The following is a 24959-nucleotide window of genomic DNA, read 5'->3' as shown; positions in this document are numbered from 1 at the left end:
AGTTAATCGATAACATTCATTATTGTGCACGAAGACTCTTTACCGGATTGGCCAGCGCAGCGCGGATAGCCTGGAAACTGATTGTTAGCAGTGCGATGGCCACCGCCAGGAAACCTGCTACCGCAAACACATCCCAGCTGATACTGATCCGGTAGGCGAAGTCCTCCAACCAGCGGTGCATCGCCCACCATCCCAACGGAAAAGCGAACAACACTGCGATCATGACCAGCTTCAGAAAATCCTTCGACAGCAGGTGAACGATGTTAGGCATCGTAGCGCCCAGCACTTTGCGGATACCTATCTCGCGGGTACGTTGTTCTGCCGCGTAGGCAGCCAGTCCAAACAATCCCAGGCTGGCGATAAAAATAGCCAGTATCGCAAACGACAGGGATATCTGCCCCATCCTGTTTTCAGATTTGTACAGGTTGTTAAAATCATCATCCATAAAAGAATAGCTGAAAGGCTGGTTAGGCACTATAGCCTGCCATTGCTGCTCCACCTTTGCTACCAGCGCCGGTATATCGTTGCTGTGTACACGAAAAGCCATACTTCCCGTGTTTTCTCTCAGCATCAATGCCAACGGCGTCACTTCTTCCCGCAGGGAATTAAAATTAAAATCCTTTACCACACCGATGATGGTGTAAGCCCGCTGTGTTTCCTCTCCCGCATCGCGCCATTCATATATTTTTTGGTTAAGAGGATCTTTCAATCCTATCAATCGGGCGGCCGCTTCATTAATCACGACCGCCTGTGAGTCTGTCGCAAATGCGCCGGAAAAATTCCTGCCGCTTTTCATGTGCATGCCCATGGTAGGAACATACTGATCATCCACCGACCACATCTGCATGGTAATGGCTTGTTTGGGGTCCGGCACCGGTGTCAGGAACAAGGGGCCGTCGTTGCGGCTGTTGCCGGTAGGTAAAAAAGACGTCATGGTCCCGGCCTGTACGCCTTTTAGTCCCATGATTTCCTGCCGGAAGGATTTCGCCTGGGTACCTAATGCAGCCGTATTCTGCAACACCAGTACCTGCTCACGGTCGAAGCCCAATTGTTTATTACGGATAAAACGAAGTTGGTTATAGATCACCAGGGTGCCTACCATCAGGAAGATAGAGATGCTGAATTGAAATACCACCAGGCCATTACGCAACAGGCTGTTCCTGAAACCGGCAGCGATCGTGCCTTTCAGCACCAGTACCGGCCGGAAGGCCGACAGGAAAAAAGCAGGGTAACTACCCGCCAGGAACCCTGCAATCAGTGTCAATCCAATCAATACAAATCCCAGCCAGGGCCTGTCCAAAAAGCTCAACGTAATATGTTTGCCGGCGAGGTTGTTAAAAAATGGCAATAACAACCAGGCAATACCAATCGCGAGGAACATCGCCACGGCGCTTACCAGCAGCGATTCTGTGAGAAACTGCACTATCAGCTGCGAACGCTGCGAACCCATCACCTTACGGATACCTACTTCCCTGGCCCTGTTGGCAGAGCGGGCGGTGGACAGGTTCATAAAATTCACACAAGCGATCAGGAGTATAAACAGTGCGATAGCCGAGAAGATATAAACGTACTGAATAGAGCTGTTGGGACTTAGTTCATTGGCTTTATTGCTATGCAGATGTATGGCAGTTAATGGCATCAGGGAGTACCGGAGATAGTCACCGTTACGCGCCAGTTCTTCCCTGGAAGTATTCATCATGGACGCCAGCTGGGGAGCGATGTATTTCACCGTTGCCTGTTCCAGTTTAGCTTCCAGCTTTTTCGGATCAGCGCCTTTACGCAACACGATAAAGGTATTGAAGTTGTTGCTCAGCCAGTTATCGTTTCTGCTTTCAGTAGCGCCGGAGAGAGACGCAAAAAAATCGAAATCCACCTGTGTCTGCCCCGACAGAGGTTTCAGCACCCCCGTAACCTTATACGGCACTTTATCGTTGATGATCAGTTCCCGTCCTACAGCGTCGGTAGTGCTAAAGTACTTGAGTGCCATTTTTTCCGTGATCACTACCGTATGGGGATCTTTCAATGCGGTAGCCGCATCGCCCGCCAGCAAGGGGAGCGAAAAAACGTTGAACAGGGAGGAATCAGCAAAAATCACCCTGTCTTCTTTAATGTTCTGGCTGCCCTTACGCACCAGCCAGTCGTCATATCGTCGAAAACGGGTCTCCTGCTCAATCTCAGGCAGGTCGGCCCTCATGGCAGGTCCCAATGGCGCCGGAGAGGTAGCAATCACATAATGTTTACCTCCAAACTGGATATCTGCATCCACGCGATACGTTCGTTCAGCCGCAGCATGAAAGCGATCGTAACTCAGTTCATCAAAGACATACAGCATAATCAACAGGCTGGTGGCTAAACCGATGGCCAGCCCCAGTATATTGATCGCCGAAAAAGCCTTGTTCTTCCACAGGTTACGTATCGCTATGCTGAAATAGTTTTTAAACATGGCAGGGAAATTTATATCTAAAATCGATACAGGCCTACCAAAAAAGAAACCATCATATTAATAATTAAATATCAATATAATACAAATGAATAAATATAATATAATGTTCAAATCCGAACAATCACTGTTCGCTTATGACAGCAGGGCAGTGAGTGGCAACTCTGCAGCAGCGGCCACCTTCCCTCTCCAGGCAACGAAGCCATCAGGCCTTACCAGCAAAGCATCGCCGGGGGCGGCGCCGGTAGCTTCCTCCCAGGCGGGCATCGTATGGCTTAATAACGGGAATACCTGTACGAAAATATCGTACTTGTCCAACGCCGCCTGCCAGGGACCTGCATCGCCATGTACAAACAGGGTGAAACGTCCTTTCGGGATATCCAGCGTGGAAACGGTACGGGCCTCATCCAGCCAGAGATGTGGTACCCGGGTGCCGGGGAGACCGTAAAACACTTTATCAGCCGGCAATGGCGGGCATTCAGCAGGCACGGTCACCGGGTATTGATAATCAGGGATACCGATCAGTGTACGGATATTTTGGGCCGCTTCTTTATCTGGTTCATCTTCTTTCAGCGTTTTCAGTAATCCGCCTGGTTGCCGCAGCATGATCTCCTTATCTTTCAATATGCCGTCTTCATCAGCCAGGGTAGCGGAACGCATCGCATTGAACAATCCGATCGGCTGCCTTTCTGCCGTATAGGAATGAAGCAGGGAGGGCGCCGCCTGTTTTTTAATCACCGCAGCTATCTTCCAGGCCAGGTTCTGCGCGTCCTGGATACCGGTATTGGCGCCCTTTCCGCCGTAAGGAGTCATCACATGCGCGGCGTCGCCTGCCAGGAAAATACGGCCGGATTGCATGGTATCGGTCACCCGAACCGTCATCTCCCAGGGCAACACACTAAGGATACGAATGGGTAGCGCCGGCATGCCTAAAGCCGCATGCAGCATGGTTATCAGTCTTTCGTCCGGATAGTCCTCCGCCTGCTCTCCCCGATCAGGGTAATAACGCAGCTGGTATACCCAGCGGTCGCTGTTATTGATAGCGGACACAAAACCAGTCAAACCCGGCGTATCGATAATACAAAGACTAAACTCCCGGTTGCGCACCAGTTCTGCCATATCGGCTTCAAAGTTAACATTGAGGAAATGGGCCAGTACTCCCGGTCCCGTAACCGGCAGCTGCAGTTGTTGCCTTACCCGGCTGCCGGCGCCATCAGCGGCGATCAGGTAGTCGGCCGTTACGGTCGTCCGGTTGCCGGTTTCCCGGTCCTGCAGCACCGCTGTCACGCCCTGATCGTCCTGGGAAAAAGAAATCATTTCGGTATAAAACCGCAGGTCCGCTCTCTGTTCTTCCGCCGCCGCCCGCAGCACCGGTTCTGCCAGGTCCTGTGTACAACGTGCGCCTGTTTCCGGCGTCAGCACCGCCAGGCTTTCCAGTCCTTTCAGCTGACTGGGATAAGTGATAGCGCCATCTTTTCGCGGTTGCACATCTTTCAGCGCCGCCGCCAGCGTATCCGCCCGTAATACGCCCCAGGCAGGCCCCAGCGCCTTCCCGGCTTCCCGCAGCGCTTCACTCACACCCAGTTCCCGGAACAGCTCCATCGTGCGGATATCGAAGCCCCTTGACCTCGGGTGAATAGACGTACCGCGATGACGCTCCACCAATAACGGCCGGATACCCTGCTGTAAAAGAAACAATGCGGCCGAAAGCCCTGTAATACCACCACCGGCAATCAGTACCGGTACATGCTGTGTTGTCATAGATAAAAATGTTTCCTGCAAATTGCCCGATCGGCGGGTGGCAGGAGTGCACAAAACGGAGCAATAAGTACCATTTTTGAAATATTTATTTTCTACACAACAGTTCCTACATTTGTAAACGATGTCCGACTCCAATACCCATACTACCGCTTTCAGAGATGCTTTTCTGATACCCGAAGGAGAAGTACGGGAATTTCGTATGCCCCTGCCCGAGGCAGAAGGTACCGGGCGGTTTGTGGTCTGTCAGGATATGGCGATCTCCGATGGCCATATGGTGGCAGGCAGACCGGCGCTGTCCTGGGAGCATTACAATGAACAGGCTTTTGTGGAACTTAATTTTGTCATGTCCGGACAGCTATACCAAACCCAGGAAGGACTGTTAAACCGACAACTGTTCCGACAAGGTTATTCCAATCTGCTGTTCAATCCCTGCTCCTGGGAAAGGAATGAACTGGCCGATAATAAAGGGTTTCGTAACCTTGGTATTTATATCAAACCGGAGAAGGTGATAGCGCTGCTGAACAGCTACACGCCTGAACTACAGCCCTTCGCCGACAAAATAGCAAAAGGCACCCCCTTCGTGATGCATTCCCCTGCTGCATATTTTACGCCGCAATTGCAATATTCGCTGGATCATTTGTGGGATAGCCCCGCCTCCACAGGATTAAAACGACTGCATTTTGAAACGCAGATACTACAACTGTTCGGCCTGCAATGTGCCTCGCTGCTGCCTGCCGGCAAACCATCCATTACAGACCCGCTCAGGGCCGCCGACCAGGAGCGTTTACATTACGCCCGGCAATACCTGTTGACACACCTCACGGAGCCTCCCAGTCTGGGAGAGCTTTCCCGGATTTGTGGCCTCAATGAATTCAAACTCAAAAAAGGATTCCGGTTACTATTCGGACAAAGTGTTTTCGGATTCGTGGGTAACGAACGCCTGGAACTCGCCCGCCAACAGATACTGCAAGGCGAACATAATATTTCCGAGATAGCCTACGGTCTCGGCTACACGCATCCGCAACATTTTCACCGGGCGTTTAAAAAGAAGTTTGGTATTACACCGATGGGATTGCTTAAATGATAATAAATGGATCAGGCTATGGCGGAATATATTTATCTCCCGAGGTGAGGGTGTTGGCCCCTTTATGGCCCCATTAGTGGCAATTTGGCCCCTTTATGGCCCCTTTAAAGCCATTTTGGCCCTTTTCCCGGCCCCTTTAGGGAAGTTGTACTAATTGCCCCTTTCCGCTTACTAATTGCCCCTTTCTCTCAAACCCCTCCTATACGCTAAAGGCGACATCCCTGTCTTATTCTTAAACAACCGGTTAAACGACTGCGGCTGTTCAAACCCTAATTTATACGCAATATCCGCTACACTCCATTCTCCTGCGCCTAAAAGATCTTTCGCTATTTCCAGCAACTTCCGGTGAATATGCTGTTGTGTATTTAACCCGGTATTCACTCTCAACAGATCGCTGAGATAATCCGGGGAACAATGCATTTGTTCGGAAACGTATTGTACACCGGGCAGACCTGCCTGCGCGGGGGCGTCGCTATCGAAATACCGGAGTAGTATGGTATCCAGCCGGCTAAGCAGACTATGATCTTCCTGATAGGTAGTGAACTGCCGGTGATAAAAACGATTGCTGTAATCCAACAGTAACTCCAGCCCCGATACCAGCAGGTCCTGGCTGAATCGGTCTGCGGGCGTATCCAGTTCCTGCCCTATCTGTTCAAATTGTTTCAGGATAATATCCTTTTCTTTTTCTGTCAGATGTAATGCTTCCGACACGGCGTACGAGAAGAAACCATATTGCCGTATCTTTTGGCCCAGGGGATGATGCCGGATAAGATCAGGATGAAAAAAGATGATCACCCCGGAGAGACTGCGTTCGGGAGAAGCGCCGGAGATCAGCTGTCCCGGCGCCATAAAACACAGTCCGCCTTCCTTAAAATCATAATAATGTTGCCCGTAACGGACCATGCCATTGGTTTTATGAATAAAGGAGATCTTGTAAAAATTAAGCATGATACGGGAAGAAATCGCATGCCGTTGGAACTGCATCCCTTCGTAGCTTACATAACTGATCAAAGGGTGTTGCGGCGCCGGAAGCCCCAGTTCTTCATGAAAGGAAGCGATGTCAGGATATACTACGGGAGATGGCACTGTATGCTTCATGCCATAAAAGTAACACATCTTTACTCAATAGTGATCGCCTTCGTGCTGCGGGAGAATAGCGGGTAATACAGAAGGGTTGCCGTTAATCGTAGCACCTCCCTGGGCAATATGACGGGCATTCGCCAGCAACGTATAAGGGAAAAAGGATTCGGGGGTTGACAGGGCATTCAGTTCAGCGATCGCCTGTGGTGGTAAGGTAACTGCCATGGCCTGCAGGTTCTGTTGCAGTTGTTGGGTTGTACGGGCGCCGATAATGATGGATGTCACCCCTTCGCGGCCCATCACCCAGGCCAGCGCAATCGCGGCAACAGGGACCTTCAAATCGGCCGCAAAACGCTGAAGCGCATCAATGAGGTCATAAGCCTTTTCAGACAGCGCTTCGCCGGTGGCCCGTTGACTCAATGTTTGACCTTTGTTTTGCCGGGTATATTTTCCGGAGAGAACTCCCTGCTTCAATGGAGACCACGGCATAACGCCCAGCTGCAACTCTCCGGCCATGGGTATCAGCTCCGCTTCCACTGATCTTTCCAGCAACGAATATTCCAGCTGCAACCCAATGAAAGCGGGCCATCCCCTGAAATGCGCCAGCGTTTGCGCCTGGGCAATCTTCCAGGCCGGTGTATCTGAAATACCGATATACCTGACTTTGCCGGACTGCACCAATTTATCCAGGGTATACAACGTTTCTTCTATCGGCGTATGGGCATCAAAAGCGTGCATCCAGTAGAGATCTATATAGTCTGTCTGCAAACGGCGGAGCGATGCTTCCAGCGACGCTATCATCGCTTTTCTGCCGGTGCCGCCACTGTTGGGATCTCCGGGGCGCATACTGCCAAAAAACTTGGTGGCGAGCACGAGCCAGTCCCTGTTAACATGACTGGTTTTCAGATAATCGCCGATGATTTTTTCCGAATGCCCGCGGGTATAGATATTCGCAGTGTCAATCATATTACCGCCCCGGTCCAGGTAGCCGGCCAGTATCTCTTTAGAGACTTCCGGGGTAGCGCCGTATTGCCAGTCCAATCCAAACGTCATAGTGCCGAGGGTAACCGGACTTACTCTTAACCCGGAGCGGCCTAATGTACGAAAATGTGTCAGTTCCATTTGTTTTGCTTTGACAGCAAAATTCCTTTATCCGGGAAAGAGAGATGTAACCGATTCAGGGAATAATATAACCGGAAACGGGATTAATAGTTGTCATTTTACATGCAGATTCCTGATATCATTGGAATGGGCCCTACCGGGCTTAAGGGCAAATCCCAATGTTTTAAAACGGGCGGCTGTACTATCCAGGTTACTAACAGCAACGGGTATATGATCAATAGCGGCTATAATGGCCTGGGCCAACGACGGAATCGTTCCAGACAACAACAGGCTTAACAGTGATACTACGTCTCACTTTCCGGCAGTCATTTTTTTAACCAGGGAAATCTGTCCCAGGTGATAATGGGTATGCTCAATAATCCCTGCGATATTGCGGTACCAGGTACCATATTTCCCCTCTATAAAATCTTCCGATAACTGTTGCTCCTCCAGCTTTTCGATCAGCCCCGCAAAAACTTCGGCTTCTGTAAGGGTTTTGGATACCAGTCGCTGCCAGTCTTCTTCCGAAGTCACTGGCGGAAGGTCAAAACTGAATTTATCGCTAGCCACTAAAGGGCCACCCTGCAAGACTTTTAAAACAGCGCTCACATAATAGTTGACATGAAATACCAATACGGCTATCGTATTCAGGTCCTGTACTTTTGTTGTAGCCTGTTGCCAGTTAATATCGGCAAGGGTATCCTTCAGGTTAACCGATGTCCAGTTCCCACCGAAGTGCACATCCCGGAAATGTTTGGCCAGTTGTTGTACAATGGTCATTTTCTTTCTTTTTATAGCTTGTAATGTAATGAGTAATTTACAAAACAGGAAATCGTTGTCGGCGCTGTCAGAACCTCCATATCAGCGAAAAAACGCTTTGGCGTATGCCCGCTAATTTCCCGCCGTCAGCAACTTGGTTGGCGCGTAACCGAAATATTTCTTAAATGCGAAAGAAAAATGCGACAGATTTTCAAATCCCACTTCATAACACACATCAATTGGTTTCATTTTCTTTTCAACAAATTGATAATGGGCAAGTTCCAAACGTTTCCTGGTTAACCATTTTTGTGGAGTTGTGTCGAATGCTCTTTTAAAATCCCGCTTGAAAGTTGTCAAACTTCTTCCGGTTAAATAACCAAATTTTTCAATCGGCATATTGAACATGAAGTTTTTCTCCATATAAGTTGCCAGATCAATTTTGCCAGGTTCTTCAAAATTTGTCAGTATACCGTCGATTGTTGGATCAATAGCACGAAGTATGCTCACGGCTTCTGTTATTTTTAGGTTAGCAATATCTTCCGGCAGTTCTTTCATATCAAAATATGGAATAAGAGAGGATAAACAGCTTTGCAGCAAAGGGTGATTATTGTAATGTCTTATTTTTTGCTCGTTCCCGGTTTGGGGCTTAAATTTTATCTTTTCGTAAAAATTACGCAGCCATTCCGTCGTTAAATGCATGACAACAGTTTGATGCGGCAATCCATCTTTTGGATAATTAATGATCGTCGCAAGTTGATTTCTGGGGATTAAAAATGTATCTCCTTTTTGAAATATATAAGTCCCATCTGCCTGTACTATTTTAGTTTCTCCGGAAAGAAACCAAACCAGCATGTGGTGCTCGAACATAATGTCCGATTTGAAGAATTTGTCTTCATAGCAGGAAAGCTTGATATCTTCAGTAATATATTTGGCCTGGTATTCCATGTGCATAACATTTAAAATTGCAAGCCCTTAGTCAAAGAAGCCTGAACAAAGTTAGCCAGTAAATTGGCTGCAGGCTTTGTTTATTGGACCGGTGCTTACGTGTTGCGATCGTTTTATAAATATAATAAATATAATATCAAATAATCACCTTGAAAATCAATATGTTACCGCCGGCATCTATGCTAAGTTGAAATGAATTCCTGTCATATCTTCGGTAAGTTTCCATAGGCGTTTTGCAGAACTTTCGTCTAAAGAATATTGTTGCACGCCGCTCTGATGTAGTTTAGCAGTAGTTTGTACAGATGGATCATCAGATAAAAGTTCGGCGATGTCCCCATCTTCACAGTAGACCCCTCCTATATTGCTCAGCAATGGACTGGTTGCGGCAAAAACAGTTGTAGCAGCCCCTTGTGGGATGGTCTTTAATGCTGCAAGCACTTCCGGGCGCATATTGCCGTTGTCGTCCAGGAAACCCAGCTTTTTCCACTGTTCCATATCGGCGTTCCTTCCTAGTTCCGTTCCTGCAATGGAGCCCGGGTGAACGGAGAATGCTCTTACATTGAAACCTTTGGCACGATTGTCCAATTCCAGCGTAAAGAGGTTGCTGGCTGTTTTGGAGTGCCCATACGCCTGCAGTGTTTCGTAATCCCGATTCTCAAAATTGGGATCATCAAAATTAAATGAGGCGTTATGGTGTCCCAGTGAAGAAACATTCACTACCCGCGCGCCGTTAGCCTGTTTCAATGCTGGCCACAGTTTTGAAGTGAGATGAAACTGGCCTATGTAGTTTGTCGCCAGCTGTGATTCGATACCCCGGCTGTCACGTTGAAGCGGAACCCACATAATACCTGCATTATTGATTAAAATGTGCAATGACCTTCCTGATGCAAGGAATTTCCGGGCAAACGCATCAATGGATTCCGGTTTCATAATATCCATTTCTTCGATCTCAATGTTTGCCATACCTTCCAGATTCTTCTTTGCTTTTTCTACGTTCCTGGCTGGAATAATTACTGTTGCACCCGCTGAAGCAAGTGTTTTAGCAGTCTCTAATCCGATGCCGGTATTGCCGCCAGTAACTATGGCGATCTTTCCGCCGAGGTCAATTCCTTTGATGACGTCAGTGGTGGTTGATTGGGCATTGAACCCGGTCTTAATTGGGTGCTGAAGCGCGCCGCTATTGTTATTTTGTACCATTTTATTTTTTTTATTCGTTATCGTTAAGATTTTAAATAGTAAAACAAGCCCTTATTTGTTCAAAGACTGGCCTCCATCGATTAAGTATTCGGCACCGGTAATGTAGGCTGCATCATCACTTGAAAGAAAACTAATTAGCTTGCCTGCTTCTGAAGGGATGCCTAATCTGCCGAGTGGGACACCGGAGATGATAAAATCCTGCGTTTTAGGATCGCCTATACCACTTTTGGCCATTATTTCTGTAGCGAAGGGGCCGGGACTAACTGCATTCACCCTAATACGACGGGATGCCAATTCAATGGCGGCAATTTTTACTATGGCGTTGATAGCTGTTTTGCTTGCGGTGTAAATGGAAGTATGTGGTTTAGTCGTGGAGGCAGATGAAGAAGATGTTACAACCACAGAGGCTCCATCAGTGAGCAATGGGATAAACCGGCTCAAGGTAAAGTAGGCGCCCTTTAAATTCACGTTCATGAGCTGATCAAACATTTCTTCCGTTGCATCCTCTATCGAACTCAGATTAGTTATACCCGCATTCACAATTAAAATGTCTGCTCGCCCGAACGCCTGCGCTACAAGTTTTGTAAGGTTTTCTATGTCGCTTATTTTAGCATGGTCGCAGACTATACCGGTGGCGCCCAGCTCCAACGCTGCTTTTTCAACTGCCTCTTTCCTCCGGCCAGTAATGATCACGGTGGCGCCGTTGGCTATTAATTCTTTCGCTGTGGAAAATCCGAGGCCACTATTGCCACCTGTGATTACCGCAATTTTGTCGTTTAACTTTTTCATTTTGTAAATTTTTATTCTTTTAAATAATTAGAAGTTCTGATTGTGGTTGCTGTTCGTTCTTCTTTCTTTTCTAAAGCAAAAATAGTTTTAGCCTCAGTAGTTGACTTTGTTTAAAAGTCCTGATTTGCTTTGTTCATAGGGCCATAATGAAATCGTGTTTAGATAGCCTCTTCCGGACAGGCCAGTTTTCTTAAGTTGTTGCTAACCATGGCTGACAGTAGATATTCCCGGCCAATAGCCGCCTGCTTGCAGTTTCCCTGTTTCCTTGTTATCTTGCACGGATTGATATGGAAACAGGAACAATGACAGCAGGGAGAGCGCAGCCGTTAGCGGTTGCCTCCGGCAAACAACATTTTGCCATACTGGACGGACTGCGGGGAATAGCAGCGATTGTAGTGGTGATCTTTCACTTTATGGAAGTGGTATTTACTGACTACAGTAAAAACTTCGCCGGACATGGGTTTCTGGCGGTTGATTTCTTCTTTTGCCTGTCCGGTTTTGTGATCGCCTATGCATATGATGACCGCATGGCTACTTTAGGTCTGCGGGATTTTTTCCGGGCCCGGCTTATCCGTCTGCATCCCCTGGTGGTGCTGGGAGCGGTACTGGGCTTGCTCACCTTCCTGTTAGACCCCCTGATGGGACCGCCGGCCGGTTATGGCTTTGGGAAGACGGCCCTGCTGTTTGCCACCACGCTGCTGATGATCCCCTTCCCCATTATAGCGGAACGGTATTTTAATCTTTTTTGCCTGAATGCACCCGCATGGTCCCTGTTTTGGGAATACATCGCCAATATATTTTATGCCTTGATATTATGGCGGCTTCGCCGCAACGTATTGCTGATCGTAGCGCTGGCAGCCGCTGTCATCTTAGGTTTTACCGCTTACCGTGCCGGCAACCTCATGGGGGGCTGGAGTAAAGACAGTTTCTGGGACGGCGGCGCCAGGCTGTTCTATTCTTTCACCGCAGGTATGCTGGTGTACCGTTTCCGGCTGATTATTCCCAACCGCCTTGGGTTTCCGGGTGTTACGCTCCTGCTGCTGGCAGGCTTGCTCATGCCTTACTTCCCCCTGAACTGGCTGGCAGAAGTGCTGGTAGTGGTATTCTATTTCCCGCTGCTGGTGGCCCTGGGCGCCGGCGCGCGACTGGTACCTACGCTGGAGAAGCCTTGCAGCTTTTCCGGTAAGCTCTCCTATCCTTTATATATGACGCATTATGGATTTATCTGGATTTTTGCCCATTACCTGGAGCAATACAAACCGGATATGTCTACCCTGGCGGTAGTAATCCCCGTTTCCACCCTTGTGCTGATAGGCATCGGCTGGTTAGCCATGGTGGCTTACGACCAGCCGGTCAGAAATTACCTGAGCCGACACCGGAGAAACAAAAAATAACTGATGATAGCGCCGCCCCGGTCAGTACGACCGGGGCGTTTTGTTTTTATTCCCCCTGCAATGCAAATTAATTTGCTACTCCAAAAACTTTTATTATGTTTGAACATATGAACATTAAATAATGGTAGCGGAGAAAAAAATTGCGATTGACATTGGCGGCAGTCATGTATCTGCCTGTATAGTAAACACGGCTCATCCCGGCGAGGCCCCAGGCAGTATTATCACCAAAAGCCTGCGGGCAGATGGCAGTGCGGCAGAGATTATTTCCGTGATCGCCGGCTGTATCACTGCATTAAAGGATACACCGGTGAGCGGCATTGGCATTGCGATGCCTGGTCCTTTTGACTATCAGCAGGGCATTAGCGCTATTACCAAAGTAGGCGGCAAATTTGGCCGGCTCTTTGGTCTTCACGTACGCCAGGCCTTACAGGATGCTGCCGGTACCGGCGAGCTGCCCGTTCACTTCTGTAACGACGCGCATTGTTTTGCCATCGGCGCCCGGCACGTACTGGGACTGAAAGCCGAAAAAACCATATTGCTCACGCTGGGCACCGGTTTTGGTTCGGCGTTCCTGGTCAACGGAGAACTGGCCACCAGTGGTCCGGACCTTCCCTCCTCCGGCGCATTCTATGATTGCCCCTTTGAAGATAGTGTGGCAGACGACTACTTTTCTACCCGCTGGCTATTAAACACATTCCGGCGACAAACCGGGGTAGCCGCGGCTTCTGTCAAAGTAATGGCTGAACAATATAAAACTATTGCCCAGCCGGTATTTAGCGCCTTCGGCAGAAATCTGGGCGCTTTTCTGCAGCCCTGGGTCTCTCGTTTTGGCTGCAGGGAACTTGTCATCGGTGGTAATATCGCCCGTGCCTATACGTTGTTTGCCGGTCCGCTGGAAGAACAGCTGAAAGGCTTGCCTGTTAAGATTACCTACACACAGGAAACGGAACACAGTATCCTTGCCGGCGCCGCCATGGCGATACCGGCGGCACCGGCCCCACAGGAGCTGCGTCGCACCAAACAGCCCCTGTTGCCCGTTTCCACACAAACAGATAAAGATACCTATACCATCTTCCCTTCTTTCCATACCGGTCACCCGGTAGAAGAAGGTTATAGCTCCCTGGCGGCCTTGCTGAAAGAGGATACCACCGTTATTATAGATGGTTATGACGGGGTGTTATGGGAACAATTCCGCTCCGGCCTGCACCAGGCGCTGCAACAACAGCAACGGCCTGTTTACTGGTACCATACCGGCGTATGCCTGCAATCACCGGAGATGATCACCACCATGTTACAGGATTATGCCGGCACAGATGATCCGGTATTTGGTAAACGTTTTGAAGGCAACCTGGCTGATTTCCTTGATGCGGAAAAACTGTTTGCTGTTCGCCCGGACGATACACCCGGCCTGCATATCGTCTATGGTACCGGAGCTGCCCTCACCGGTATCAAAGGCCGCCGCCTTTACGTTGATATACCGAAAAATGAGATCCAGTACAGGTTACGGGCTGGTAGCATTACCAACATCGGCACACCAACGTATTCGTATAAACGCTGTTACTTTACCGACTGGCCGGTACTCAATAAACACAAACAATCGTTGCTGCCACATATCGATGTCATCATCGACGGGCAAAGACCGGATACCATTACCTGGATGCAGGGCGATCATCTGCGTGCTGCCCTGAGCTCCCTGCTGGCGCAGCCGTTCCGTGCCCGGCCCTGGTTTGAAGCCGGCGTATGGGGTGGCAACTGGATGAAAAAACACCTGCCCGGCCTCCACCCCGATGAAGTAAATTATGCCTGGTCCTTTGAACTGATCACACCGGAAAACGGTGTAGTATTGGAAGGCGCCGGTAGACTACTGGAGATCACCTTTGATACGCTGGCGTTTCACAACAACCGGCAACTACTCGGGAAAGCCGCGTCCCGCTTCGGTACCGCCTTCCCTATCCGCTTCGATTTCCTCGATACCTACGATGGCGGCAATCTTTCTATTCAATGCCATCCGCGACCTGAATACACCCGTACCCATTTCGGCGAGGATTTCACCCAGGACGAAACATACTACATCCTTGACTGTGAACCGGGCGCGCAAGTGTATCTCGGCTTCCAGGAAAACATACAACCGGATGTATTCAGAAAGGCGCTGGAAGCGGCGCTCCATGATGCGACACCGCTGCCGGTGGAAAAATATGTACAACAGTTCACCGCTCAAAAACATGACCTGTTCCTTATTCCCAACGGCACCATACACGCTTCTGGTAAAAACAACATGGTACTGGAAATCAGCAGTACGCCCTACATCTTTACCTTTAAAATGTACGACTGGCTGCGCACAGATCTGAATGGCCGTCCACGCCCCATTCACCTGGACCGTGCGTTTGACAATCTTTACTTCGACCGGAAAGGACAAACGGTAACGGATACACTGATTTCCAAACCACAGCTGCAAGCGGAATGGACACAGGGTAAAAAATGGCAGCTACCCACCCATCCGGAACATTTTTATACGGTAGACAGATATGCGTTCTCCGGAGAAGTGACCATCCCTACCCATAACCAATGCCACATCGGTATGCTGGTAGAAGGACAACAGCTGGAAGTATCCGCCGGTGGCGGCACACAGCGTTTCCATTATGCGGAGACGTTCGTCATCCCGGCAGGCGCCAACAGCTATACCTGCCGTTATGACGGACCCGGGGAAGCAATGCTGGTAGTAGCTTATGTAAAAGACAACTATTGCTGATTCAAATATTTCACGTCATGGGAAACAGTAACACACGCCTGTTCATCACCACCGTCACCCTGATAGCCGCATTGGGAGGCCTGCTCTTTGGCTTTGATGTAGCGGTTGTCAGCGGTATTATTCTCCCGGTAAAAACACAATACCAGCTCACCGCTTCGCAGGAAGGATGGTTTGTATCCTGCGCCCTGCTGGGCTGCATTGCCGGTGTAGCATTTTCCGGTACCCTCAGCGACCGTATCGGCCGCAAAAAAGTACTGGCCCTCGCCGCTTTCCTGTTCCTCGTGAGCGCAGCAGGTTTTGCCTTGTCCACTTCCTATGCCGGGCTGATATTTTTCAGGGTGCTGGCTGGTATGGGCGTAGGCGTGGCCTCCAACATATCACCACTTTATATCTCCGAACTGGCGCCCGCTTCACGGCGGGGCAGGCTGGTCACGTTTTACCAGCTGGCGATTACTATCGGTATCCTCGTGGCTTACTGTTCTAACCTGGCTATACAGCGACAGGCGGCAGCTGCCGGCGATACCCCGGGAGGATGGCTGCACTGGCTGTTTGTAACAGAATACTGGCGCGGTATGTTCCTCGTAGGCGTACTCCCCGCAGCCGCCTTTTTTGCACTGCTGGCGATTGTACCGGAAAGTCCACGCTGGCTGGCACGCTTCGGCAAACAAACGGAAGCGCTGCATATCCTCGAAAAAATCAATCCAAACAAAGCGGAAGCCGCAGCTGAATTAAAAGCTATTCTCAGCGTATCCGCAGATCAGTCCGGCAACGGCCTGCGTGCATTGCTACAACCACCGCTGCGACACCTGCTGATCATGGCCAGCGTATTGACGGCCTTTTCCCAGTTCAGCGGTATCAATGCGGTGATCTATTACGGTCCCACTATTCTGCGCTCTTCCGGCGTGGTAGCCAACGATACCCTGTTGTACCAGGTGATGCTGGGCGCCGCTAATATGCTCTTTACGTTTGTCGCCATCTGGAAAGTAGACAGCCTGGGCCGTCGCCCGCTCTACCTGGCAGGCTCCCTCTGCGCAGCGGTGGCACTCACTATCACGGGCATATGTTTTATGCTGAAAATCAGTGGCTGGCCGCTGTTAATACCGATCACCCTTTTTCTCCTGTTCTTTGCCTTCTCACTGGGACCGTTGAAATTTGTGATCGCTACGGAAATATTTCCTACACCGGTAAGGGGACTGGCCCTGTCTATCTGCATCCTCGTGATGTGGGTATCCGACTGGCTGCTCAATCTCCTGTTCCCCGTGATGCGGGAAGGCATGGGCATAGCGGCAACGTTCTTCCTGTTTGCCGGCTGTTGCCTCTTTTCTTTTTTCTATGCGAAGAGATACCTGTTTGAAACCAAGGGCCAATCGCTGGAAAACATCACCATTCAAGAAAAAACGATCACACACCCATAATCATTTATTATGATGAGAATATTCTATTGTATCACGGTGTTACTTGCCTGCGCGCTCACCGGAACTGCCCAGAAAACAGTTCCCTACCTCGGCAAGATAGACTGGATCAATGGTTACGACCATGACATCGAAGGCGAGAGTATCCGTTATTACTCCGCTTTCCCCGACTATGCTACCACCGCTTTACTCACCCGCGCTACCGACGGTCATAAGGTAATGGAATGGCAAACAGCCGCCGTTCCTGCGCGGGTAAAAGGGCCTTATGTGTATTTCAGCTGGGTGGCCGGTCACTCCACCGCCACCAGCAGCGGCGATCGTCATTTTGACCTGTACGTGGACGGACAAAAACTGCTGACATTCACCACCAAACCCGGTAACCAGGCGCCGGTATGGTCTTACGCAGCGCCGGATAGCAGCCGTATCGTTTTTGAACAGATCCGGAAAGACGGCGCCAACGATGCGCATGGACTCATGTTCCTGCGACTGCCACTCAGCCGCGTCACACCCGGCAAACCGGTGAAACTGAAAATCATCGGCCAGGCACAGCAAAGCAACGACTGGCTGATGACGTTTAAATTCTCTTTTGAAGAAAAAGTGGATATCCACCCGCAACCTTTTATACTTAAAAACGGACAACAGCCGGTAACCCTTACCGCGCTTCACTTTGGAACACCCCGTACGTTTAAGGTAACGGTCAACGGTAAAAAAGTGTATTCGTTCCCGGTAACCGATGGCGTCAGCCATTTTGATATTCCGGTCAACCCGGTAAAACAACCCGACAGCATTCGTGTAGTCGTGGCCGATGGTAGTAAAATACTGGCGGACAAATTTGTTACCATTAAACCGGTTACCTACCGGGAACTGCATTTCATTCATCATTCCCATACAGATATCGGCTATTCGCACCTGCAACCGGAAGTATTAAAGATACATCTCCGCAATATCAACGATGCACTGGACATGATAGCCGCCACCAGCAACTATCCGGAAGAAGCGAAGTTCAAATGGAACATCGAATCGCTGTGGGCGGTAGACCATTTCCTGCAACAGGCTACACCGGAGAAAAAAGCAGCGTTTATACAGGCGGTGAAAGATGGCAACATTTGCCTGTCGGCCTTGTACGCCAATATACTTACCGGTTTGAGCTTACCGGAAGAAACATTCCACTACACTGATTTTGCGAAACAGCTGCGCAAGGAATATGATCTTCGTATCCCCAGCGCCATGATCTCCGATGTGCCCGGATACACCTGGACCACCGTAACAGCCCTCGCTAAAGGCGGCGTAAAATACTTCTCCAGCGGCCCTAATTACCTGGGTGAAAATCATCCTTACCTCGGCGATCGTGTGGGGCATTTTGTTCGTGCCTGGGGCGATAAACCGGTATGGTGGGAATCTCCTTCCGGGGAAGAGAAAATACTGTTCTGGACCGGCGGCAAAGGCTATTCTTCCTGGCATGGCACCGCCCCCGGCGCCGTCTTTGAAAGAGGTCCGCAAAAGATCGCCGCCTACCTGGATGAGCTGGATGAGAAAAAATATCCTTACGATATCGTACAATGGCGATACAATGTAGTGGCGGATAACGGTCCTATCGACACCGCTATCTCCCGTTTTGTGAAACAGTGGAATGAGAAATATGCCTCGCCTAAAATTGTGCTCAATACCACCGACAAACTCTTCGAAACTTTTGAACAGAAATACGGTAAACAATTACCAGTCGTAAAAGGTGATATCACCCCTTACTGGGAAGATGGCTCCGGTTCTACCGCCAAAGAAGAAGGACAGAACCGGGTGAACAGCCTGCGTTTGTCGCAGCTGGCCAATGCCTACGCGATGCTGGCGCCGGGACAGTACAACCCGCAGCAGTTCTTTAACGCCTGGACCAACATCCTCATGTTCCATGAACATACCTGGGGTGCGCACAACAGCATTTCCCAGCCGGATGTGCCGTTTGTAACCGAACAATGGCGTATTAAAAAACAGTTTATGCTGGATGGGGACAGTCTCGTGAACATGCTGGCAGGTCAGTTATTCCAACCATTGACCGACGAGAAGTCCCGCAGCATAGCCGTGGTGAACACCTTATCCTGGTCCCGCAGCGGCCCGGTAAAAATCAAGGTGGCCGGCAAATCCGTGAAAGACGCCAACGGCCGTAAATACCCGCTGCAACGCCTTTCCGACGGGACCTATGTATTCCTCGCCAGCAATGTACCCGCTTTTGGTACGGCCGTTTATACCATCAGTGACGAAGCTGCTGCTACCACCTCACCCTTCACCCAAAACGGCAGCACCCTTTCCAATGGCAATATCACTATTGGCTGGGATAATAACGGTAGTATCACGCAACTGAAAGCCAAAGATGGTCACAACTATGCCGGCTCTTTCCAGGGCCAGGGGCTGAACAGCTACTGGTACGTACCGGGACAAAATCCGGCGGATGCCGTTACCAACCAGGCGGTACAGGTACAGGTGGTAGAAAGCGGTCCGGTTGTGACCACCATCGCCCTCCGCGCAGCCGCACCGGGCGCACATTCCCTGGAAAAACGCCTCACCCTGTACGCCAACAGCGCTATTGTACTTATTGAAAACACCGTCGACAAAAAAGCCGTGCGGGAAAAAGAAGCATTGCATTTCGGCTTCCCCTTTGAGGTACCCTCGGGCAAAGTAACGCTGGATGCGGGTTACGGTACTTTACGTTACCTTGAAGATCAGTTACCCGGTTCTAATATGGACTTCCTCTTCGGCCGCAGATGGCTGGACATTTCCAATCCCGCCAACGGCGTACAATGGATGCTGCTGGAAACGCCTATGGTGGAACCTGGCAGTATGATCGATGAACGCCTGCAAGTAGCACATAGTCATAAAGAATGGAGAAAAACAGGCGCCCCCACCAGCCATTGGTTTTCCTATGTGATGAATAACTATTGGCATACCAATTACAAAGCAGACCAGGAAGGCAGCAGCAGTTATCATTATGCGCTGCAGCCGCACGGACAAGCCGATGGTACAGCACTGGAAACAGCCGCCGCTGATTTCTCACAGCCTTTGCTCGCATTCCCGGCGAAGAAAGGTGTGAGCTTACCAACCGGACTATTCCGTCTTACCAATGCTGCTGTGGTGGCTACCGCCATCATTCCGCAAGAAAATGGCCAGTTCCTGGTGCGGCTCTTTAATCCAGGTCAAACACCTCAAAGCACTGCGTTTGATTGGGGTACACTCAAACCGGCACGGATAACCGTTGTTAAAAACGGGGACAGCAAAGATGCGAAAGCTACTGTCAGCCTACCTGCGATAGGTGTGGAAGAATACCTGCTCATCCCCTAACGGGATCGCATACATGAAAATGCCGGATGAAATATCATCCGGCATTTTTTATTTACAGTTGAGGTCTTTTCAGTTCTATACTATACGTAAAACAATCGCTTCTATACCAGCAGATGTTAAACTCCAATGGCCGCCGGCTGGCGTCCAGCACTATTCTTCGGCGTTCCAGTACCGGTGAGCCTTTTTTAATCTTCAGCAAACCGGCAATTTTTTCATCTGCCCCTATCGCCCTGATTTCCTCCTGGGAGTATACCGGCACCACATGAAAATCCGCGTCCAGCATCTCATACAACGGCCGGTCGAAATTTTCTTTGCCGGTCAGACCGATGCGTGGATGAAAGAAAGACTCGAAATATACCATCGGATTTTTTTCCGTACTGCGAATACGTTCCAGGCAAACCACCGGCTGCGCCGGTTCCGTTTGCAGCATTCTGGCTACTTCCTCCCCTGCTTTCACCACCGACACTTTACTTTTCAGCGTTTTGAACGGAATACCCTTGTCTTCCATTTCATGGGTAAAGCTGTACCAGTTGTCCAGGTTGGTCGTGATCTTTTTCTTTTTCACCACGGTACCGGAGCGTTTTTTTCTTTCCAGGAGTCCATCCTTCACCAGGTTGGCAATAGCCATGCGCAAGGTATTGCGGGAAATGCTCCATCGTTTGGCCAGGTCCGTCTCCTTGGGAAAAAGGTCTCCCTCCCGGAAATAATCTTCGCGGATCAGTTTCCGTAGCAGCTCCTCCGCCTGCTGGTGCAGGGGAACCTTACTATCGTGGTCCAATAAAGGTATCTTCGTCATAATATATGTACGAACATATCCTTTTTTAGGGAAGAGAAAAAATTTTTATGCCGGGAGATCATGGGTTATTGCGGCATCCAGGCACGCCAGGACTCTTTTTCAGCCGGTAATCCCAGGTAACTTTGCAGGTAGGTATAGATTCCCATCTCCCCGGACAGCTTTTGCAAAATATATTGTTGCAGGCTGCTCAGCGCTTCCCAGGGTACCTTTGTGAGGCTGGCCCAGTAATCGCCGAAAAAACGCGCCACCAGGTATTCGGCCATGAGTTGATGTGGGAGCCAATGAGGGCCCCCGGCAGTATATTTTTTAGCGTGATTCCGCTGGAACCGGATAGCCCGGAGGATAGCATCGATGCCATCTCTCTGCTCCCGGTTATGTTTCAGCAGCGCCGCGCAAGCCAATACAGCGAGGTAACCATCTGCCCAGGGGTGAGTGGTATATTCCTGCACGGAAGATTGTAACAATATCTCCGCGTCTACCACATCTTCCGTAGTAGCGGCGTTAAACACCCTCGCTATGCTGAGATAGTGCCCGGGTGTTACGCTGGCAACCAGGCTCTCCGGCAGCTGGGCTGCACTTTGTTGCAGTATGATAGCAGACCCCGTCAACAGGTTTTCTTCTGCTGCCTCGCCTTTAGCGGCAATCAGTTCTCTGACAGTGATGATCTTTTGAAGAATATCTTCCGGGGTGTTTTCGTATAGGCACAATAGGTATAACTTCACAGCCAAAGTGCTGACAGCGGGCATCTTGTCCGTTATAATATCCTGGATGAGCGTTGTATGCCGGCAGATTTCTTCGTAATAAATTCTTCTTTTGTTGATGCTGGCCTCGGCTTGTTCCGTTGTCGTATATACGTCGCCGATAAAGTCCACTTTCACCGGTTTCAATCCCAGCAGGCGATAACGGAGATAGAGATGTTTTTCAGCGATGTCTGTCAAAAATTCCAGTACTTCCGCCCGGAACTGCAGTTTACCGGTTTTACACAAGAGGAGAAGCGGATATACCAGCTTCAATATTACGGGGATAGCGTGGCTTTGGTGATAGGTCCGGGCCAGCAGTTCTCCGAGCAACGATTTTTCCTCTTCCCGGGAAACACCTGTGGCCAGGGCAGACAAGGTAACGCCAATATATTCACCCGAATCAAAATGATCTTCCTCTGCGCTCCAGTCAACCGATGCCAGGTAGGCTGTCAATGCTTGCAGCGATTCTTCCTCGTTGTTATGTGCAGGTGTCATAGTAGGGTATATTTATAATAACTTATCATAAATATACCTAAGTATATCCGATTAAAATGGTGATAAAAATCCTTTCCGGGAGATAACGTCTTCGTTGGCTACACCTGCAAATATGGTCATCGCCTTTATTTTCCCTGTGCAATTTTCAGGTCTTCCTGATATCGCTTCTCTCCAAAATTATCTTCAAAATTCACCGATAGTTTATCCTTCTCGCTTAATTTTTCATATGCTTTTATCCTGATACTGGCCTTCACTACGGAATCGGCTTCCTTTGGCGGAAACGTTACGCCATATTTTTCGATCAGGCGTTTTTTGATGTCCATCAGTTGTTTAAAGTAGGGGGTATTGGTTTTATTAAATTCTCGTAGTTTGGATTCAGTGAAAGCGATCTCCCCTGCCATAGGACTCCAGTCCGTTCCGGGAACAAAAGGATTACCGCCTTTGTCGAGAAAGTAGTTCGCATGATCGAGATCATCCCTGGCAGCCGCTTCCATGATATTTTCTCCGTAAAAGGACTGATGGTTGATGTCTGCCCCATGTTCCAACAGGAAGTCGATCATTTTTCTTTCGGTCTTACCTTCAAAACCACCCAGCATCATGGCCGTACACAGCGGGGAAGATCCTACGTCCGGATTGGGATTGACCTTATAGCGGAAAAGGAGGCGGAGCGTTTCGTAGTCGGTCAGCGCCACGGCATGACCCAATGGCGTATCGTACCCGGTATTGGGGACAATGATATTCGGGTCGGCGCCCATTTCCAATAATTGTTGCATCGCTTTCCGGTCCTCGATAATAGCGGCATACATCAGCAGCGTATAACCTGACTTAGGATTCAGCTGGTCCAGGTTGAGCTTCCGGTCTTTGATCTCCTGTACCATGCCTTTCAGGTCACCGGCATACATTTTCTGCACCGCCGGCAGCTGATCGCCTTCAAACATTTTCTCCGGCGGATACTGGCTCCTATTCGCGTTTTTACGTGATCTGACGTTAAATTCAGAACAGGACACCCATAACAGGGCGATGCCAACCAATGAAATGAAGATAGTGAGTTTCATGTACTGTAATTAAAGGCCATATTTAATATGTTGAAAAAGCCAGTAGGCTACCCCGCAGATAGCCAATCCTGCGAAAGCGAGTGACAAATGGCCATATTTCAGCCAGGTATCATAAGGATACCTCTTTAAAGGTACGCCAGCTTCGGCAAACAGTGCTTCGATGGCTTTCCCGGCGTGACGAAATGCCTGTAAGGTGCCCCGGTTTTCCTTCATTCTATGTTTAATTTTATCAGAAACTTAACCAAATATAGTGTGGTAGCCTGATACCGGTGTTTTAAATCGATATTTGCCGGGTCCGGGTTAATATTCGGGCCCACTATGCACCAAAATTATTTTGGCAGCAAAGCAAATTAAATCGTAATATTGCGATACAAACAATCCCATGGGCGCTACAAAAACCGATTTATTTACCAAACAGCAGAATGACATCGCCAATATGGCCAAGGCTATTGCCCATCCCGCCCGTATTGCCATCCTACAATACCTGGTAAAAAAGAATGCCTGTGTTTGTGGGGACCTGGTAGATGAACTGGGGCTGGCACAAGCCACTACCTCCCAACATCTGAAAGAACTGAAAAATGCGGGCGTTATACAGGGTACCATCGAAGGGGTGAGTGTCTGCTACTGCATCAATCCCAAAGTATGGAAACAATATAAAGAGCTGTTCAACAGCTTCTTTAAAGATGTTTCCCCACAGGGCGACTGCTGTTAAAATTTTTTGCTCTAATTAATCGCAATATTGCAATAATACAATAAATCTGATTTATGTCTACAGACCAACAAATAAAGGATATGGTAAGGCGGAAGTACAGCGAAATTGCCTTACAGGACAAAGCCGATAACCTGTCCTCCTGCTGTGGAGCCGGTGGCTGCTCCACGGAAGTATATAATATCATGACCGATGATTATACCAGCATGGAAGGATACAACGCTGACGCAGACCTGGGCCTGGGCTGTGGCCTTCCTACACAATTTGCACAGATAAAAAAGGGAGACACCGTCATCGACCTGGGAAGCGGCGCGGGTAACGATTGTTTCGTAGCCCGTCATGAAACAGGAGAAACCGGGAAAGTAATTGGGATTGACTTTACCCCGGCCATGATTGAAAAAGCCCGCGCCAATGCGGAAAAACTACAGTACAACAATGTAGAATTCCGGCAGGGCGATATTGAAAAAATGCCGGTAACGGCGAATGCCGCAGATGTGGTAGTCAGCAATTGTGTATTAAACCTCGTTCCCAATAAAGACGGCGTTTTCAAGGAAATTTTCCGGGTACTGAAGCCTGGAGGGCATTTCAGCATTTCAGACATCGTATTGGATGGAACACTGCCCCCCGCTATTCAACAAGCGGCGGAAATGTATGCTGGCTGCGTGTCCGGCGCTATTCAGAAAAACGAATACCTGCGGCTGATACAAACCAACGGTTTCACCAACATCACCATTCAGAAAGAAAAACCGATCATTATACCGGATGATATATTAGCAGGCTATCTTTCAGCAGAGGAGATTAAAAACAATCCTGTGGGCATCTACAGCATCACCGTCTATGCAGAAAAACCCACTACCGCCTGTTGCCCTCCAGGCTGCTGTTAATACGCCCGAAAAGAAAAAATTTTGGTACGCTGTTCCATAGCCAGCCTACAGAAGGTTACCTGATGCAGCCGGAAAAGCGGATGTATATAGCGCGGGGATAGAAACGCACAGCGTTGATCCCCGCGCTCTTGCCACCAGGAAGGAAGATCGCAGCGATATTTCAGGTTAGTCCCCAATTATCCGGATTTTTTCTCTACCTTAGGATAGATTATGATTGTCAAATAGGTACTTAAAACTCCAAT

20 protein-coding genes are annotated in these 24959 nt (G+C 49.4%); 7 read left to right on the top strand and 13 right to left on the bottom strand.

Annotation, left to right across the window (positions count from 1 at the left end; genetic code table 11):
• Positions 1–19: 19 nt before the first annotated feature.
• A complete protein-coding gene (locus tag ICL07_RS29115) occupies positions 20–2443 on the bottom strand; it encodes an ABC transporter permease (protein WP_188091574.1) in 2424 nt (807 codons plus the stop codon).
• Between the two features lie 132 nt (positions 2444–2575).
• On the bottom strand, positions 2576–4201 hold the full coding sequence (locus tag ICL07_RS29110; protein WP_188091573.1) for an FAD-dependent oxidoreductase: 1626 nt from the start codon (positions 4199–4201) through the stop codon (positions 2576–2578).
• Positions 4202–4322: 121 nt separating this feature from the next.
• On the opposite strand from ICL07_RS29110, the gene ICL07_RS29105 reads away from it, so the two are divergent.
• Positions 4323–5285 carry a helix-turn-helix transcriptional regulator gene (locus tag ICL07_RS29105; protein ID WP_188091572.1) on the top strand — a complete coding sequence of 321 codons (963 nt, stop codon included), beginning with the start codon at positions 4323–4325 and terminating at the stop codon, positions 5283–5285.
• A 171-nt stretch (positions 5286–5456) separates the two neighbouring features.
• Here the strand turns inward: ICL07_RS29105 and ICL07_RS29100 are convergent, their stop codons facing one another.
• The 7 genes from ICL07_RS29100 to ICL07_RS29070 form a co-directional block, all read right to left on the bottom strand.
• Positions 5457–6383, bottom strand: a complete 927-nt coding sequence (locus tag ICL07_RS29100) for a helix-turn-helix domain-containing protein (RefSeq protein ID WP_188091571.1) — start codon at positions 6381–6383, stop codon at positions 5457–5459.
• A 24-nt stretch (positions 6384–6407) separates the two neighbouring features.
• Positions 6408–7487: an aldo/keto reductase gene (locus tag ICL07_RS29095; RefSeq protein WP_188091570.1), complete on the bottom strand. Its 1080-nt coding sequence runs from the start codon at positions 7485–7487 to the stop codon at positions 6408–6410.
• Between the two features lie 93 nt (positions 7488–7580).
• A complete protein-coding gene (locus ICL07_RS32840; RefSeq protein ID WP_425490654.1) occupies positions 7581–7730 on the bottom strand; it encodes a VOC family protein in 150 nt (49 codons plus the stop codon).
• 48 nt (positions 7731–7778) lie between these two features.
• Complete coding sequence (locus ICL07_RS29085; RefSeq protein ID WP_188091568.1) at positions 7779–8246, bottom strand: DUF1572 domain-containing protein; 468 nt, start codon at positions 8244–8246, stop codon at positions 7779–7781.
• A gap of 111 nt (positions 8247–8357) precedes the next feature.
• Entirely contained in the window at positions 8358–9170 is an 813-nt protein-coding gene (locus tag ICL07_RS29080; protein WP_188091567.1) for a helix-turn-helix domain-containing protein, read from the bottom strand.
• A gap of 177 nt (positions 9171–9347) precedes the next feature.
• On the bottom strand, positions 9348–10367 hold the full coding sequence (locus tag ICL07_RS29075) for an SDR family NAD(P)-dependent oxidoreductase (protein ID WP_188091566.1): 1020 nt from the start codon (positions 10365–10367) through the stop codon (positions 9348–9350).
• 51 nt (positions 10368–10418) lie between these two features.
• Positions 10419–11156, bottom strand: a complete 738-nt coding sequence (locus tag ICL07_RS29070) for an SDR family NAD(P)-dependent oxidoreductase (RefSeq protein ID WP_188091565.1) — start codon at positions 11154–11156, stop codon at positions 10419–10421.
• A 287-nt stretch (positions 11157–11443) separates the two neighbouring features.
• Here ICL07_RS29070 and ICL07_RS29065 point away from each other — a divergent pair, with 287 nt between their 5' ends.
• The 4 genes from ICL07_RS29065 to ICL07_RS29050 all read left to right on the top strand — a co-directional run bounded on the left by ICL07_RS29065 (position 11444) and on the right by ICL07_RS29050 (position 20038).
• The gene (locus ICL07_RS29065; RefSeq protein ID WP_223152135.1) at positions 11444–12550 is read left to right on the top strand and encodes an acyltransferase family protein; all 1107 of its coding nucleotides are present in this window, start codon (positions 11444–11446) and stop codon (positions 12548–12550) included.
• Between the two features lie 121 nt (positions 12551–12671).
• The gene (locus tag ICL07_RS29060) at positions 12672–15299 is read left to right on the top strand and encodes an ROK family protein (RefSeq protein ID WP_188091564.1); all 2628 of its coding nucleotides are present in this window, start codon (positions 12672–12674) and stop codon (positions 15297–15299) included.
• Positions 15293–16714: a sugar porter family MFS transporter gene (locus tag ICL07_RS29055; RefSeq protein ID WP_281389762.1), complete on the top strand. Its 1422-nt coding sequence runs from the start codon at positions 15293–15295 to the stop codon at positions 16712–16714. Before ICL07_RS29060 ends, ICL07_RS29055 begins: the two co-directional genes overlap by 7 nt.
• A gap of 9 nt (positions 16715–16723) precedes the next feature.
• Positions 16724–20038 carry a glycoside hydrolase family 38 N-terminal domain-containing protein gene (locus tag ICL07_RS29050; protein WP_223152134.1) on the top strand — a complete coding sequence of 1105 codons (3315 nt, stop codon included), beginning with the start codon at positions 16724–16726 and terminating at the stop codon, positions 20036–20038.
• 52 nt (positions 20039–20090) lie between these two features.
• Here ICL07_RS29050 and ICL07_RS29045 read toward each other — a convergent pair whose 3' ends face one another.
• The 4 genes from ICL07_RS29045 to ICL07_RS29030 form a co-directional block, all read right to left on the bottom strand.
• Complete coding sequence (locus tag ICL07_RS29045) at positions 20091–20834, bottom strand: GntR family transcriptional regulator (RefSeq protein WP_188091562.1); 744 nt, start codon at positions 20832–20834, stop codon at positions 20091–20093.
• A gap of 65 nt (positions 20835–20899) precedes the next feature.
• Entirely contained in the window at positions 20900–22069 is a 1170-nt protein-coding gene (locus ICL07_RS29040; RefSeq protein ID WP_188091561.1) for a hypothetical protein, read from the bottom strand.
• A gap of 125 nt (positions 22070–22194) precedes the next feature.
• Entirely contained in the window at positions 22195–23124 is a 930-nt protein-coding gene (locus tag ICL07_RS29035; RefSeq protein WP_223152133.1) for an ankyrin repeat domain-containing protein, read from the bottom strand.
• Positions 23125–23133: 9 nt separating this feature from the next.
• Positions 23134–23337: a hypothetical protein gene (locus ICL07_RS29030; RefSeq protein ID WP_188091560.1), complete on the bottom strand. Its 204-nt coding sequence runs from the start codon at positions 23335–23337 to the stop codon at positions 23134–23136.
• 169 nt (positions 23338–23506) lie between these two features.
• Here ICL07_RS29030 and ICL07_RS29025 point away from each other — a divergent pair, with 169 nt between their 5' ends.
• Positions 23507–23836: an ArsR/SmtB family transcription factor gene (locus ICL07_RS29025; RefSeq protein ID WP_188091559.1), complete on the top strand. Its 330-nt coding sequence runs from the start codon at positions 23507–23509 to the stop codon at positions 23834–23836.
• A 53-nt stretch (positions 23837–23889) separates the two neighbouring features.
• A complete protein-coding gene (locus tag ICL07_RS29020) occupies positions 23890–24717 on the top strand; it encodes an arsenite methyltransferase (RefSeq protein ID WP_188091558.1) in 828 nt (275 codons plus the stop codon).
• Positions 24718–24959: the final 242 nt, after the last annotated feature.

Source organism: Chitinophaga qingshengii (assembly GCF_014529935.1).
Classification (GTDB): Bacteria; Bacteroidota; Bacteroidia; order Chitinophagales; family Chitinophagaceae; genus Chitinophaga; species Chitinophaga qingshengii.
Note: the sequence above shows the minus strand (reverse complement) of the source record. Positions and strands in the feature narration are given on the sequence as shown.

Bases quoted from the DNA above. Each gene is read 5' to 3' on its own strand.
- ICL07_RS29115 (WP_188091574.1), bottom strand. From the start codon at position 2,443: ATGTTTAAAAACTATTTCAGCATAGCGATACGTAACCTGTGGAAGAAC.
- ICL07_RS29110 (WP_188091573.1), bottom strand. From the start codon at position 4,201: ATGACAACACAGCATGTACCGGTACTGATTGCCGGTGGTGGTATTACA.
- ICL07_RS29105 (WP_188091572.1), top strand. From the start codon at position 4,323: ATGTCCGACTCCAATACCCATACTACCGCTTTCAGAGATGCTTTTCTG.
- ICL07_RS29100 (WP_188091571.1), bottom strand. From the start codon at position 6,383: ATGAAGCATACAGTGCCATCTCCCGTAGTATATCCTGACATCGCTTCC.
- ICL07_RS29095 (WP_188091570.1), bottom strand. From the start codon at position 7,487: ATGGAACTGACACATTTTCGTACATTAGGCCGCTCCGGGTTAAGAGTA.
- ICL07_RS29085 (WP_188091568.1), bottom strand. From the start codon at position 8,246: ATGACCATTGTACAACAACTGGCCAAACATTTCCGGGATGTGCACTTC.
- ICL07_RS29080 (WP_188091567.1), bottom strand. From the start codon at position 9,170: ATGGAATACCAGGCCAAATATATTACTGAAGATATCAAGCTTTCCTGC.
- ICL07_RS29075 (WP_188091566.1), bottom strand. From the start codon at position 10,367: ATGGTACAAAATAACAATAGCGGCGCGCTTCAGCACCCAATTAAGACC.
- ICL07_RS29070 (WP_188091565.1), bottom strand. From the start codon at position 11,156: ATGAAAAAGTTAAACGACAAAATTGCGGTAATCACAGGTGGCAATAGT.
- ICL07_RS29065 (WP_223152135.1), top strand. From the start codon at position 11,444: ATGGAAACAGGAACAATGACAGCAGGGAGAGCGCAGCCGTTAGCGGTT.
- ICL07_RS29060 (WP_188091564.1), top strand. From the start codon at position 12,672: ATGGTAGCGGAGAAAAAAATTGCGATTGACATTGGCGGCAGTCATGTA.
- ICL07_RS29050 (WP_223152134.1), top strand. From the start codon at position 16,724: ATGATGAGAATATTCTATTGTATCACGGTGTTACTTGCCTGCGCGCTC.
- ICL07_RS29045 (WP_188091562.1), bottom strand. From the start codon at position 20,834: ATGACGAAGATACCTTTATTGGACCACGATAGTAAGGTTCCCCTGCAC.
- ICL07_RS29040 (WP_188091561.1), bottom strand. From the start codon at position 22,069: ATGACACCTGCACATAACAACGAGGAAGAATCGCTGCAAGCATTGACA.
- ICL07_RS29035 (WP_223152133.1), bottom strand. From the start codon at position 23,124: ATGAAACTCACTATCTTCATTTCATTGGTTGGCATCGCCCTGTTATGG.
- ICL07_RS29030 (WP_188091560.1), bottom strand. From the start codon at position 23,337: ATGAAGGAAAACCGGGGCACCTTACAGGCATTTCGTCACGCCGGGAAA.
- ICL07_RS29025 (WP_188091559.1), top strand. From the start codon at position 23,507: ATGGGCGCTACAAAAACCGATTTATTTACCAAACAGCAGAATGACATC.
- ICL07_RS29020 (WP_188091558.1), top strand. From the start codon at position 23,890: ATGTCTACAGACCAACAAATAAAGGATATGGTAAGGCGGAAGTACAGC.